Below are 13,721 nucleotides of genomic sequence, written 5' to 3' on the forward strand. Positions count from 1 at the left end.
TGGTCGACCGTGTGGGCGGGGTTCGGTTCCCTGGAACTCACGGTGGCCGTGCTCGTGATGATGATGGTGTTGGTCTTCTTCGGCACCATCCACCAGGTCCAGTTGGGCACCTGGCTCGCCCAGAAAAAATATTTCAGCAGTTGGTTCCTGTATTTCCACACCGAGGGCGGGTTCAAGTTCCCCATTTTCCCCGGCGGGTACACGGTGGGCGGGCTGTGGCTCGTCAATTTACTCGTCTCCCACATCGACCCCACGCGGTGGGACCGGCGGCGCCTCGGTCTGCTGCTGACCCACGCCGGCCTCTTTGTCCTGTTGCTCGGCCAGGGCATCACCCAAATGACCGCCGTGGAGAGCCACCTCGACGTCGAAGAGGGCCAAACCAAAAGTTATTCGGAAAACTACCGCGAGAAAGAGCTGGCCCTTATCGATGAGACCGAGGCCGCCCAAGACACCGTCCACGTGATCCCCGCCGCCCTGCTGGCCCAGGAGAAAGAACTGAAGCACCCGGGCCTGCCCTTCGCCATCAACGTCAAACGCTTTTTTCCCAACGCCCTGCTGGGGCGCGGGAGCGGGGAAAACCTCGCCACCCAGGGGGTCGGGGTGAACGTCACCGCCCGGGAAATCCCCGTCGTCACGGCCGACGACCAGGACAACGCCACCTCCGCCTACGTGGAGTTTCGCGCCGACGGCCAAAGCCTCGGCACCTGGCTGGTGTCGAACGCCCTGGGCGCCCCCCAGACCGTCGTGCACGCCGGCCGAACCTACCGCCTGGAGTTGCGCCCCACCCGTTATTACCACCCTTTTTCCCTGACCTTGAAAGACTTTAAGCACGACCGCTACCCCGGCACCAACATCCCCAAGAACTTCTCCAGCTTGTTGCGGTTGGTGGACCCGGAAAAGGGCGAAGATCGGGATGTCTTGATCTACATGAACAATCCCCTGCGTTACCGGGGGCTGACCTTCTTCCAGCAGAGTTTCGGCAAAGACGACACCCTATCGGTCCTGCAGGTGGTGGCGAACCCCGTCTGGGTGACGCCCTATCTGGCGTGCCTGCTGGTCAGCCTGGGGCTTTTGTGGCACTTCGGCATTTCCCTGGCCCGTTTCCGAAGGGGGAAACCGTGAAGAACCGTTGGCCGACGTTCGTCGTCCTCATCGCGGGCGCGGCCCTCATGGGGTCGTTCTATTCCGCCCTGGGGAAGGGCGCGGTCGAGCGCGATTTCGCCGACCTTCCGGTCTTGAACGGCGGCCGCATCAAACCCCTGGATTCCGTGGCGCGCAATTCCCTTTTGGTCTTTTCCGGCAAGCAATCTCTCCGAATGAACGACCGGCCCCTAAGCGCCGCGACGTGGCTGTTGGACATGACGTTCAAGCCGGGCCTGGCCGATACCTACCCCGTGTTTGAAATCGACGACCCGGAGGTCCTGGGCGCCTTGAACATCCAAGCGGGGGGCCGGCGGCGGTTCAGCTTCGAGGAAATTCGCCCCAAGATCAGCGCGATTCAAACTCAGGCGACGCACGCTTTCGAGGTCCGCCCCGAGATCCGGACCCGTTACCAGGCGAACATCGCCCGGCTGTGGGACCGGTTGGTCCTCTATTGGAAACTGCAGAACACCCTCGAGGTGTCGGGCACGGGGAACGCCCTGGCCGAGGCCGCCGCCTACGAGGAAGCCCTGGCCGCCGCGGCGGCCCCGGCGCCCAAAAACAGGAAAAAAGCCAAGGACGCCCCGGACCCCGCGCGGGTTTTGGCCGCCTACGGCCAACGGCACGCGGAGCTGGACAGTTCCGCCGAATACATGCCGATTCCCCTTTTGCCCGCGGCCGACGACAATTGGACCACCTTGGGGCGGGCCTACGTCAACCGCGCGCGGGAAGCGGCCTTCCACCCCGCCGTGCCGGCCTTCGCCCGGTTGGGCGACGCCCACCGCGCGGCCGATGCCGAGGAATTCGCCTCGTCTCTCCAAGAGTACAAAGCCTGGTTGAAAGCCCAGGTTCCGGGCGCGGTGGGCAAGGCCCGGCGCGAATCGGTGTTGAACCGCTTTAAGCCTTTTTACGTCAGCCTGCAACTTTATGTCGTGGTCTTTTTGTTGTTGTTCGTGTCTTTCCTGCGCTGGACGGACGGCCTGCGGCGGACCGCCTACGGCCTGCTGGCGTTGGCCTTCGTCGTCCACACGGGGGGGCTCTTCGTTCGCATCGTGCTGGAAGGGCGTCCTCCGGTGACGAACCTCTATTCGTCGGCGGTCTTTGTGGGGTGGTGCGCCGCTCTTCTGGGGCTCGTGATCGAGCGTATGTACAAAAACGGCTTGGCGGGTTTGGGCGCGGCGATTGTCGGCTTCGTCACGCAAATCATCGCCCACCACCTGGCCCAGCAGGGCGACACCATGGAAATGATGCGCGCCGTGTTGGACTCCAATTTCTGGTTGGCCACCCATGTCATCACCATCACCGTCGGGTACGCTTCGACGTTCCTGTCGGGGGCGCTGGGTGTCGTCTACATTCTTCGGGGGATGTTCTCAAAGAAGTTTCCCGAGGAATCCGCCAAGGCCCTGGGCGGCATGGTGTACGGGATCGTGTGTTTTAGCGCTTTCTTCAGCTTCATCGGCACCGTGCTCGGCGGGATTTGGGCCGACCAAAGCTGGGGCCGCTTCTGGGGCTGGGACCCCAAGGAAAACGGCGCTTTGATGATCGTGTTGTGGAGCGCCCTCCTCCTCCACGCCCGCTGGGGGAGCCTGGTGAGCCGCCGGGGCTTTATGGTTCTGGCCGTTTTCGGCAACGTCATCACCGCTCTGTCCTGGTTCGGCGTCAATATGCTCGGCATCGGGCTACACTCTTACGGTTTTATGGACAAAGCATTTCCCTGGCTCGCGGCCTTCGTGGCCAGCCAGGCGATCGTGATGTTGTTCGGCATGCTCCCCGCCCGTTTCTGGGCGTCCTACCGCTAACCCTCCCCAATCCCATAGGATACATGACGGGGATCATGGTTGATCCTCAACTAAACCTATAACCTAAACCTCAGAAGTTGCATCTTCCATCCTTAAGGAGGCATATTCATGAAATCCCTACGCGCAGGACTCGCGGGGTTGCTCGCCCTCGCGGCGTTGCCCGCCTGGTCCGCCAGCAACGATGAACTCGAATCCCAAATCAAGGCGCTGGCGACCCAAGTCCAGCAGTTGAAGGCCGACGCGGCCAAGCACGACGCCGCCGACGACCCGACCCACAACCGGTTTTCCTGGCTGACCATCGGGGGCGATCTGCGCGTTCGGCACGATGTGCTGCGGGCCCATTCGGTGGACTACGTTCAATACGACCCTCCCGCCACGTTTACCCCCACCGCGGCCGACTCGGTCGGCAACGATTCCCTCTTCACCGTCCAAACCAGCCTGAGCTTGAAAGCCCGGGTGGCCGAGGGCGTGCTCCTCAAAACCAAACTCGCCATGAACAAAGTCTACGGCATGGCCGAGGGCGGGGCGTTCAACGGCCGCTATTTTGCCGATCGCTTCAACAGCGGCGACGTCTTTGACGGCACCGTCGGGAAAGTGCCCGGCGACTCGAGCGTGGTGGTCGAACAGGCCTACGCCGACTGGACCAACATCGGCGGCCAGCCGATTTGGCTCTCCGCCGGGCGTCGCCCGTCCACGGGCGGGGTCCCCACGAACCTGCGTAAAAACGACGACCACGAGGGCGTTTCGGGCGTCAACGGCCTGCTGGTGGACTACGTCTTCGACGGGTTCTCCTTCGGCTACGCGCCGGACATCGCCTCCTTGCCCGGCTTCGCCACGAAGCTCTGCTACGGCCGCGCCTTCTCCAAGGGGTTCCAATCGACCCAGGCGGTCGATCCCCTCAAAAACACCGATATGCTGGGTCTCGTCCTGATCCCGCTTGAAAACGACAGCACCCGCGTGGACATTCAGTTCCAGCACGCCTTTGACTTGATGGACACCATCCCGGGCCCCAACGTCAGCGCCAACCTGGGCGACATGGAAGAAATCGCCGCCGGGGCCGTCCACACCATGGGCGCTCTGCGCGTCTTCGGCTACGGCGCTATGAGCCGGAGTTTCCCCAACGGCAAGACCAACCCCTTCGGCGGCGGGCTTCTCTACAACGCCGGGGCGGGCCAGGCGCCCACCAGCAAGCAGGGGTGGGCCGTCTACACGGGCCTTCGCTACGACATCGAAAAAACGGGCACCAAGATCGGCGCCGAATACAACGTCGGCTCGAAACATTGGCTGACCTTCACCCCCGCGGCCGACGACGTGTGGACCTCCAAGCTCGGCACCCGCGGCAACGTCTACGAGGCGTACATCATTCAGGACGTCAACCGCCACGCGATCGCCCCCAAGGGCAAAATGTTCTTCCGCCTGGGGTGGCAGTACTACGACTTCAAGTGGACCAACTCCAACAATTGGGTCGGCGGGACGCAGCCGGTCAACAACTTGACCCTGCCCGAGTTCTTCACCCCGCTGGACAAGGCGATCGACGTTTACACCACCTTCGAGGTGCATTTCTAAACACCGACCGTCCCGCCCCGGCCGCCGGTTCGTCGGCGGCCGGGCGACGGGCGGCCCCGGGAGGCGCACATGAAACGATTCAAAACGTTGGGGATTTTGTTGGCGGGCCTGTTGGCCCTGGCGGCGGCGAAGCCCCTGCACGCGGCGGACCCGAAAATGATCGGCATCGTCACGAAAGTCGTGGTGGCCGAGGACGGCAAATCCGCCGTGGCGACCTTGAAATCCAAGGGGAAACTGGTGGACGTCGACATCGCGGACAAGCTGACCCTCGACAAGTTCGCGTCGAAGAAAATCCAGGCGGGCGACGAAATCCGCTGCGTCTACCAAGAAAAAGACGGCCGCAAAAAGAGCGTTTCCTTCAAAAAGACGGCGGGGTGCTGATTTAAATATCCCGTGCGTTTCCGCTGCATCCTCATCGCGTCCACTCTTGTCCTCGCGGTCGGTCCCCTCACGGGGGCCGACCGCCGGGTGGACCATGGGAAATTTCCCGCCCTCAAAGGGCCGTTCAAAGACGGCCCGTCCGTCACCAAAGCCTGTTTGTCCTGCCACGACCAATCCGCCCAGGAGTTGATGGCGACGTCCCATTGGACCTGGAAAGGCCAGGACACCGTGGTCCCCGGCTCCGACGGTAAAACCCGCCGCATCGGCAAGGCCAACCTCATCAATAATTTTTGCATCGGGATTCAATCCAACGAGGCGAGTTGCACGGCCTGCCACATCGGCTACGGTTGGAAAGACAAAACCTTCAATTTCAACGACGCTTCCCGCATCGATTGCTTGGTTTGCCACGACACCACCGGCGAGTACACCCGCAAACCCATCGCCGATGAGCCTCTTAACTGGACCGCTCTGGCCCAAGCCGTCGGGCCCACGAGCGTGCAAACCTGCGGGAGTTGCCATTTCGCCGGGGGCGGTGGAGAAGGCGTCAAGCACGGCGATTTGGATCCGTCTCTCTTGGACGGCGACAAGATCTTGGATCTGCACATGGCCCCCGACGGGCTGGCCTTCACCTGTTCCACCTGTCACCGGGGGGAGGAGGCGGCCCACCACATTCGCGGGCGGTCCGCGTCGGTGTCGGTTCGAACGGGGGACCGGTTGTCCTGCGCCACCTGCCATGGCGAGAGCCCCCACGGGCGCGCTTTCATATACCGCACCGAAGCCGAGCGACGCGCCGGAGATAAACTGCGGGCCGGCCGGCCCCCGATCCCCGCGGCCGAGGCGAACCGTCTCAATTGGCACGCGCGGCGCATCGCCTGCCAAACCTGCCACATCCCCCGGGTGGCCAAATCCATGCCCACCAAAACCTGGTGGGATTGGTCCACCGCCGGGCGCCTTCACGGCGGGAAACCCTACAAGGATTTGGACGAGAACGGCGATATCGTCTACATGAGCGAGAAGGGCGATTTTAAATGGACCAAGGATCTGGCGCCGGAATACCGCTGGTACAACGGGACCCAGCGACGGTACCTTTTGGGGGATGTGTTTGATCCCTCCCGCCTCCTGGCCCTCAACCCGCCCCAAGGGTCCGCGGCGGAGCCCGACGCCAAAATATGGCCTTTTAAAATCATGCGGGGGAAACAGCCCTACGACGTTGTGAACCGGATTCTCGTTCAACCGAAATTGTCCGGGAAAAAGGGGTCCGGCGCTTTTTGGGAGGATTTCCAGTGGGACAAATCCGTCCGCGTCGGCATGGCCTACGTGGGGATGGGGTACAGCGGGACCCTGGGGTTCGCGGAAACGGAAATGTATTGGCCCCTGGGGCACATGGCCGTCGAGGGGTCGGCCGCGCTCTCCTGCCGCGACTGCCACGCCCGCAACGGGCGCCTGGCGCGCTTGCCGGGGGTTTATATTCCCGGACAGCACCGGAACCGTTGGTTGGACTTTTTCGGGTGGATCGCCTTTTACGCCGCGTTGGCCGGGGTCCTGTTGCACGCCGGTTTGCGGTGGCGGGGGCGTCGGACGTCCGCCGCCGGAGAGGGAAAATGAGAATTTATCTGTTCAAGGTGTACGAGCGGATCTGGCATTGGGTGCAAAGCGCCCTGGTGTTGGTCCTGCTTTGGACCGGGTGGGTGATCCACGGCGCCTGGGGCGGGGTGGGGTTTTCGAAAGCGGTGGCCCTGCACGAAGCCGTCGGGGTCGGCCTCCTCGTGTTGTCCGCCTTCACGATGTTCTGGCACATCACGACCGGAGAGGGGAAACAGTTCATTCCCCGCCGACGGGGACTGGCGGATATGATCCGCTTTTACACCGGGGGCATCTTTCGTGACGCCCCCCACCCGGAGTCGCCGTCGCCGGAGGCGAAATTCAACCCTTTGCAGCGCTTTGCCTATTTCGGTCTGCTCGTGTTCATCTTCCCGGTTCAAATGGCGACGGGGTTCCTGTTGTGGGGACTGCCGCGTTTCGACGCCTTCGCCGGGCTTCGGCCCCACCTGGGATCGATGGCTCTGATCCACACGGCGGGGGCCTACGGCATGATGATCTTCATCCTGGTCCACCTCTACATGATCACCACCGGCCGCACCCTGGGCGCTAACGTCAAGGCGATGTGGACCGGGTGGTCCGATGAATCCTAAACACCTTCGCCGGTTTTAACCCCCCCTTTTTTTAACCTTTGGGCCTCCGGTCATTGCCCGCCCCGCTCGGGGCCTTTGGCCAGACGGGACAGGTCCGCCGCCGCGCCGCGGATGTTCTTCACCGAGAAGAGCGAATGTTCGCTTTCGATGAACTGGAGGAAAAAAGGCGCCCGCCCGGCCGCGTCGGTGGGCGATCCCATGGCGCGAAGTTTGTACCCGTTCCGGGTCAGGGCCTCCGCCGCGTCGGAGCGCAAAAACACCACCCACCCCGTCAAACGGATTGATTTGGAGATGCGGTAAAGAAGGCGGAACAACCCCAAAATGAGGATCGCGCCTTGGTGCCGTTGGTGCGAGGTCGGGGTGTCGCCGGGCGCCGCGACCGGGTAGGAAAGGAGCGCCGACCACACGTCCGCGAATGCGCTCGCGTAGGGCTGGGCCAAACAGAGCCCGGAAAGTTCGGCGATTTTCCGGGATTTTTCGAGGCGTTGCAGTTCCTCCGGCCGGGCGGCTTCCAACGCGGGAAGTCCGAGCGGGGAATTGAGGATGAGCCGAAAGGACCCCACGACCCGGCCCGTGTTATCGGTCGCGGCGGCGTGGACGGACCAGGGGTCGTAGGCGTCCATCAAAGGCCCCCTCCCCGGCTGCAAAAGGCGGGTTTGAGGCGCCCAGGGCACGATGCGGCGCCGCAACTCGAAAATTTGCCGACGGACCGGGTCCTCCCGGGCGACCGTGAAATCAAAACCCCCCAAATGGAATTGTTCCTCCGCGGCCCGATCAAATTCGGGCCGGCGCGCGGCGGCGTCGGGTTTGTCCGGCATTCGGCTGAGCGCTCGCCCGCGCAGGCTCAGAAGGATCGGCCAGGCGTCGGTCCCGCGCACGACGAACGGGCGCGCGGTCGCCTTGCCCTCGGGACCCATGGGCTTCCAGGGAATGTCGGTCGGCCCCAGCAAGGGGGAGAGCCCCGGTTCGGCCGCGATCACGAGATGGCTGGCGCCGAGGGTTTGGGCCACCTGGGCGGCGAGGTGCAGAAGCCCGAGGAAAACAAGCCCGCGCGGGGACGGCGGGGGTGGGGTTAAAGCGTCGTTTTCCGTTCGGGGGAAAAAGTCGAAAGATAGGTACTCCCCGATTTCATCGGTTTGCGGGGGGGCCTCGGTGCTCAGCGGAGCGTGAACGACCAGTCCGGACAATTGACACGGCCGCGCGGGGGGCCGAAGCGGGTCCAACTCCCAGGGGTAGGCCGTGGCGAAGGCGGGCAGTCCGCGCCGCGAAACCGGTATCACGCTCAATTGGGCGACGGTGTTCCCTTGGGCGTCGAGCGCCACAAGGGGAAAAGTCGCCCCTTGGAATTCCCCGCCGGGATCGACGGTCGAAGCCCCGGGGGCGTTCCCGTGCTCTTTAATTAGGAGGTCGGACAGGGGCCGCAATTCCGGATTTTGGATTTCCGGAAGGATGGCGGGACAGAATGTGAACGGGCCCAATTTGCTCATCGGACGGCTCGGAAACCTCCGGGGCCCACGATAGCCCCGTCGCGGCCCCCTGTCAAGGGGTCCCCGGCGTCCCTTGGGCCCCCAGGAGGGCCTGGGCGAAAAGGACTTGCCGATGCGTCTCCAGTTCGGCCGGGTCGAGGGCCCGGACGTGGGCCTCACGTGGGGAAACGACCCGCAGGTTTTCTCCCGGGTGGAAATGTTCGGCGAATTCGAAAAAATTCGGGGTCTCCGTCAAATTCGAGCGGGGCCAACCCTCGAACAGAATCCGGTGCCAGCCGTTCGCCAGGGGGGGGGTGGCGGACGATTCGGGCGGCGGAAAATCCGACAACCGAAAGGCCTTCCGGAATTCCGCTTCAAAGGCGTCGGACATTTCCCCCACCGCCGTGTCGGAGGGCCCGCCCCATACGAGCCCGTGGTGGCGCAAGATCAAAAGGCATCGGTCCCCCGTCAACGGTCGTTCTTGAAGGGCGTCTCGCACCGCGGCGGTGAGCGCGACGCCCGGGGGCACAGCGGGGATGACGCGGACCGCCACCCCGTTCAGGAAAGAAGTGCGAGCGAAGATTTCTTCCTCGGGGCGTCTCCCCAGGATTTGCCCGGCCAGGCTGTGGACGTGGGCCGTCCAGGGATGGGGCAAAAGGGCGTGAAGGCCGGTCTCCAGGGAGGGTCGACCGCCGGGCGGACCAGCGGCGTCCAGGGCGGCGAGGTAGTTTTCCGATGCGGCGGCGCCGGCCCACAGGGTTTCAAAGTCCCGGTGGAGGCGCGCCAGATCCACTTCCACCCAGCCGGTCGATTCCGTCATGTCGATCAACCGCGTCCGTGTGGCTTTGATGACCATGCGCCCGCTTTGTTTGACCGCCGTGTTCCCGCTGGCCCCTTGAGACAACAGGAGGTCCAAACCCAATCGCCGGCTCAGCTGGGCGAGACGGGCGGAAATCGTCAACGGGGGACCGGGCGTCGATGGGGCGGGTTGGTTATTGAGGTTCGTCACCGGCGGACCCGCCACACCAGGGGGGGGAAAACCGCGAGGAGGCCCCACAGCAAGGCCAAGGGGCCCGACTCGGGGGTGTGGAAAACACGGGCGGCAAGGGGCCAATACACCAGCGCCGTCCCCGTGACCCATATCCCCGCGGACGCCACGAAGGCGCGGACTGTCCAAGGGGAACGGTCCGGGTGGATTTGCCGTTTTTCGGCGACCACCAGGCCGATGTTGCCGAAGACCAGGCCGATGACGGCCAGACTTCGCCCGGCGGTCGACGAGGGGGACGCGAGGAATAAGCCCACCGCCATCAACGTCAGAAGCGCCCCCCGTCCCAGGGACGCGGCGAGGGCCCGTCGGTCGATGAAAGAGGCGAAGCGCTTTGTCTCCGCGGGTTCGTCGAACGCGAGGGCGGACAACGGGTGGACCAGGAGTTCCATCAAGACGATGTGAATGGGCAGCAACAGGGCGGCGTACCCAAAGAGCGGCGGCACCACCGTCAATACCAGAAGGGGCACGTGGTAGGCGATCAAATAGCCGAAACTCGCCCGAAGACTGGCCATCACCCGCCGCCCTTCGAACACGGCCTCGGCGATGCCCTGGAAATCGTTTTTCAGGAGGATCAATTGGGCGGTGGAACGCGCCACATCGGTCGCGTCCTTGCCCATGCTGACACCCACGTCGGCGCGCTTTAACGCCGCGGCGTCGTTGACCCCGTCCCCGGTCATGGCCACCCGAAGACCCCGGGCGCGCAGGGTGTCCACCAATTCCATCTTCTGTTCCGGACGCAATCGGGCGAAGAGCGTCCCCTTTTCGTAAGCCAGGGCTCGATCCGTCGGGGACAACCCAGCGATTTGATCCCCCGTCATCATCCACGCGTGATCGTGGGGCAAACCGATCTCCTCGGCGATGGCGTGGGCGGTCAACAGGTGGTCGCCCGTCAACATTTTTACCTCGATGCCGGCGCGGCGGCACTGGGCGATGGCCTCAACGACGCGGGGGCGCACCGGGTCGGTGAAAATCAGGAATCCCATAAAGACCAAACCGCTTTCGTCTTCCTCGCGGTGCCCCGAAAAACGTCCCTCGCGGGCCGCCAACCCGAGCACCCGCCGTCCCCGGGCGGCTTCGGACTCGGCGGCGGTCCGGATCTCCCGCCGTTCTTCGGGTGTCACGGCGCAATGCTCCAGAACCCCTTCGACGGCGCCCTTCATGGCGATGCGCCCGGATCCATCGGCGCGCGTCCAAACGTGCGACATGTGTTTCCCGGTGGCTTCAAAGGGATAATCGTGGGTCAGGGTCCAACCCGTGTGGGCGCGCGCCGCGATTGACCCCCGCGCCGCGGCCCAGGCGAATATGGCTTTCTCCAGGGCGTCTGTCGGGGCGGGTTCGCAAGCGTGGATCAGGGCGTCCTCGAAAGCCCCGTCGACCCGCGCCGTCCCCCGGGGGCGCGCTTCCACCAATTGGAAGAGCCCTTCCGTCAAGGTGCCCGTTTTGTCGGTGCAGATGACGTCCACGCCGCCCAGGGCCTCCACCGCCGGCAGGGATTTGACCAATACGCCCCGTCGGGCCAATCGCCAAGCCGCCAAGCTGAGGTAGAGAGTGAAGACCAAGAGGAACTCTTCGGGGATGGCGGCCATGGCCAGGGTCAAGGCCAGGATGAGACTCTCGGCCCAAACCCCGGTCCGGAGGAAGTCGATCACAAACAGGGTTCCCGCCATTCCCACCGCGATCAGGAAGGCTTTTTTTATCACCCGCTCGATGGCGATGCGCAGCGGGCTGCGGACCGTTTCGAAATCTTTGAGCACCGCGGCGAGGGCGCCGATTTGGGACCGGGCGCCGGTTTTTTCCACCTCGCCCACCCCCCGGCCCGTCAACACGGTGGTGCCGGAGAAAAACGCGTCGCCGGTGTTTTTCTCCACCGGCACCGACTCCCCCGTCAGCGGGGCCTCATTGACGGTGAGGCTTTGAGCGTCCCGCAGCCGCCCGTCCGCGGGCAGGGACAATCCCTCTTCCAAGAGAAGGAAATCCCCGGGGACGAGCTCGGCCGCCTGGGTCTGTTGAACCCGGCCGTCGCGAATGACATGGCACAGGGGGGTGAGGGTTTTTTTGAGGGCCGCGAGCGCGCGGTGGGACCGAATGTTGAGAAGGACATCCACCCCGAGGACGGGCAACAGGGCGGCGAGCAGGACGATCGCGTCGGTCCGCTCCCCCATGCCCCAATAGACCGCCGCCAAGACGAGGAGCATGATCCCCATGGGGTCGCTGATTAGTTCACGGAGGTCCCGCGCCAGGGCGCGTCCGCGGGATTCGTGGAGGACGTTGGCACCGAGCGCGATTCGTCGACGGGCGGCTTCGACCGACGTGAGGCCGGGGAAGGACAGGGGCATGGGCGGGGACCTCGCGGATTGGGTGTTGGGAAATGATAGGATAAGGCCATGATCCCAACAAGGATTTTCGCGATGGCGGTGTTGGCGGTTTCGATGGGGTGCGCCCGCCGGCCGGCGGAGGGTTTGGTCAAGCAGTTGCGTTCCCCCAACCCCGAGACGCGGATCCGGGGCGCCGAAGGGGTGTTGGCCCAAAAGCCCCCGGCCGTTGAAGTCTTGCCCGCGCTGACCGACGCTTTTCGGGACCCCCGCGCCAAGGTATACACGGCCGCCGCCCGGGCGACCCTCTCCCTGGGGAACCCCGGCGTCGACGCCCTGGCCCGACTCCTCTCCGACAAAGACGCCTGGGTTCGTTGTCGCGCGGCGGAGACCCTGGGCCTCGCCCGCCCCGTGGCGGCCCGGGCCGTCCCCCAGCTCCTGCGGGCCCTGGAGGACCATGATTTCTGCGTGACCGGAAAATCGGTGGACGCCCTGGGCGTCATCGGGGAGCCGGCGGTGCCCGGACTGCTCGAGCTTTTGAAGGACAACAACCCGGCGATCCGCCGCAACGCCGGGGACGCCCTCGGGCGCATGCCCTTAAACCTCCAGGCCCAGGCCGTCGAGGTGCTCCTCCCCGCGTTCAAAGACAAGGACGAATTCACCCGCGGCGAAGCCGCCATGCGTCTCGCGGGCATGGGGGGCGTGGCGGCGCCGGTGTTTTTGACCGCGCTGCAAGGGAGCGACGTCGATCTGAAGCTCCGGGCGCTGGACGGTTTGGAGGAGATCGCGGACACCCGGGCCGAGGTGGTCAACGCCCTGATGGAAACCCTGGCCGACCCGTCGCGGACGGTGCGGCTGAGGGCCTCGGCGGTTTTGGGGCGGTTGGGCCAAAAGGACGAGAAAATGGCCGAGCGCCTTTTGCCGCTTCTGCAGTCGAAGGACACGAAAGTCCTGCACGGCGTCATGTCCGCCCTGGGGGACATGGGGGCGGCGGGCGCCGTCGCCCTGACCGATTTGATCCGCCTGATGGACACCCACGCGGATTCGGCGATCCGTTCCGAAGCCTCCGAGGCGCTCTTTAAAATGGGCCTCACGGAATCCATCACCGCCGCCGAGCGCCGCAACATGGACGAGTACCGGCGGAACAACGTGCCTTGACGGCGGCGCGTCACGGATGTAAATTTGGCAATAAGATCCCCCAAGGAGAAACCCCTATGACTCGGACCCTGGCGTTGATGGCGGCGGTGGCGTTGTTGACCGGTTGCTCGGCGAAATACGTGCGGGACACGGACGTCCCCACGCTCGACAAGCCCGCGATGTCCACAGGGCTTGACCGGGCCGACCTCGAACGCCTGTACAACGAAAACATCCAAACCCTTTTGGCCTCACCGGTGATGGCGGAATGGCAGAACGCCGCCGTGAAAACCGGCAAAAAATCCGTGGTGGCGATTTTCCCGATCGTCAACGAAACCACCGAACACATCGACACACAGTTGGACGCCCTGTTGAGTAAAATGGAGACCCAGCTGGTGGGCACCGGCGCTCTGTCGGTGGTCAGCCGCCAGCGCCAACAACAATTGGCCGAGGAACTGCGCCTGCAACAGAGCGGCGCCTTCGACGCCGCCCAGTCGGCGAAGCTGGGCCGCATGCTCGGCGCCAAATACTACGTCACGGGCAAAATCTACGACAGCGCCGAGCGCACGAAGGGCGCGCGCCGGGTGCAATACTTCCTGTTTATGCAGGTGATCGAGTTGGAGACCAGCCTCGTCGCCTGGCAAAAAGAAGCCGCCCTTTCCAAGGGCCTTCTGAAGTAATCA

Annotated in this window: 11 protein-coding genes; 8 read left to right on the forward strand and 3 right to left on the reverse strand. The window is 64.3% G+C overall.

The window, feature by feature from the left end; genetic code table 11:
• Positions 1-57 precede the first annotated feature (57 nt).
• The 6 genes from IPI56_03240 (at position 58) to IPI56_03265 (ending at position 7,078) form a co-directional block, all read left to right on the forward strand.
• Positions 58-1,122: a cytochrome c biogenesis protein ResB gene (locus tag IPI56_03240; GenBank protein MBK7544756.1), complete on the forward strand. Its 1,065-nt coding sequence runs from the start codon at positions 58-60 to the stop codon at positions 1,120-1,122.
• Positions 1,119-2,939, forward strand: a complete 1,821-nt coding sequence (ccsA, locus tag IPI56_03245; protein MBK7544757.1) for a cytochrome c biogenesis protein CcsA — start codon at positions 1,119-1,121, stop codon at positions 2,937-2,939. Before IPI56_03240 ends, ccsA begins: the two co-directional genes overlap by 4 nt.
• Before the next feature lie 108 nt (positions 2,940-3,047).
• Positions 3,048-4,505: a DUF3373 family protein gene (locus IPI56_03250; protein ID MBK7544758.1), complete on the forward strand. Its 1,458-nt coding sequence runs from the start codon at positions 3,048-3,050 to the stop codon at positions 4,503-4,505.
• Positions 4,506-4,574: 69 nt separating this feature from the next.
• A complete protein-coding gene (locus IPI56_03255) occupies positions 4,575-4,886 on the forward strand; it encodes a hypothetical protein (GenBank protein MBK7544759.1) in 312 nt (103 codons plus the stop codon).
• A 12-nt stretch (positions 4,887-4,898) separates the two neighbouring features.
• Positions 4,899-6,491 carry a cytochrome C gene (locus IPI56_03260; protein MBK7544760.1) on the forward strand — a complete coding sequence of 531 codons (1,593 nt, stop codon included), beginning with the start codon at positions 4,899-4,901 and terminating at the stop codon, positions 6,489-6,491.
• Positions 6,488-7,078: a cytochrome b/b6 domain-containing protein gene (locus IPI56_03265; GenBank protein MBK7544761.1), complete on the forward strand. Its 591-nt coding sequence runs from the start codon at positions 6,488-6,490 to the stop codon at positions 7,076-7,078. The genes IPI56_03260 and IPI56_03265 overlap by 4 nt, the downstream gene beginning before the upstream one ends.
• A gap of 50 nt (positions 7,079-7,128) precedes the next feature.
• On the opposite strand, the gene IPI56_03270 is transcribed toward IPI56_03265, so the two are convergent.
• Genes IPI56_03270 through IPI56_03280 form a run of 3 tightly spaced genes read right to left on the reverse strand, consistent with a single transcriptional unit; the run spans position 7,129 to position 11,928 of the window.
• A complete protein-coding gene (locus IPI56_03270) occupies positions 7,129-8,565 on the reverse strand; it encodes a hypothetical protein (protein ID MBK7544762.1) in 1,437 nt (478 codons plus the stop codon).
• Between the two features lie 52 nt (positions 8,566-8,617).
• Positions 8,618-9,553, reverse strand: a complete 936-nt coding sequence (locus IPI56_03275; protein ID MBK7544763.1) for a class II aldolase/adducin family protein — start codon at positions 9,551-9,553, stop codon at positions 8,618-8,620.
• A complete protein-coding gene (locus IPI56_03280) occupies positions 9,550-11,928 on the reverse strand; it encodes a cation-transporting P-type ATPase (GenBank protein MBK7544764.1) in 2,379 nt (792 codons plus the stop codon). The genes IPI56_03275 and IPI56_03280 overlap by 4 nt, the downstream gene beginning before the upstream one ends.
• Before the next feature lie 48 nt (positions 11,929-11,976).
• Between IPI56_03280 and IPI56_03285 the strand changes: the two genes are divergently transcribed.
• Together IPI56_03285 and IPI56_03290 are read left to right on the forward strand one after the other, a co-directional pair.
• Positions 11,977-13,062, forward strand: coding sequence for a HEAT repeat domain-containing protein (locus IPI56_03285; GenBank protein MBK7544765.1), 1,086 nt, complete (start codon positions 11,977-11,979; stop codon positions 13,060-13,062).
• A 56-nt stretch (positions 13,063-13,118) separates the two neighbouring features.
• Positions 13,119-13,718, forward strand: a complete 600-nt coding sequence (locus IPI56_03290; protein ID MBK7544766.1) for a penicillin-binding protein activator LpoB — start codon at positions 13,119-13,121, stop codon at positions 13,716-13,718.
• Positions 13,719-13,721 lie beyond the last annotated feature (3 nt).

It is taken from the genome of Elusimicrobiota bacterium, assembly GCA_016706425.1.
In the GTDB taxonomy this organism is placed as follows: Bacteria; Elusimicrobiota; Elusimicrobia; order FEN-1173; family FEN-1173; genus JADJJR01.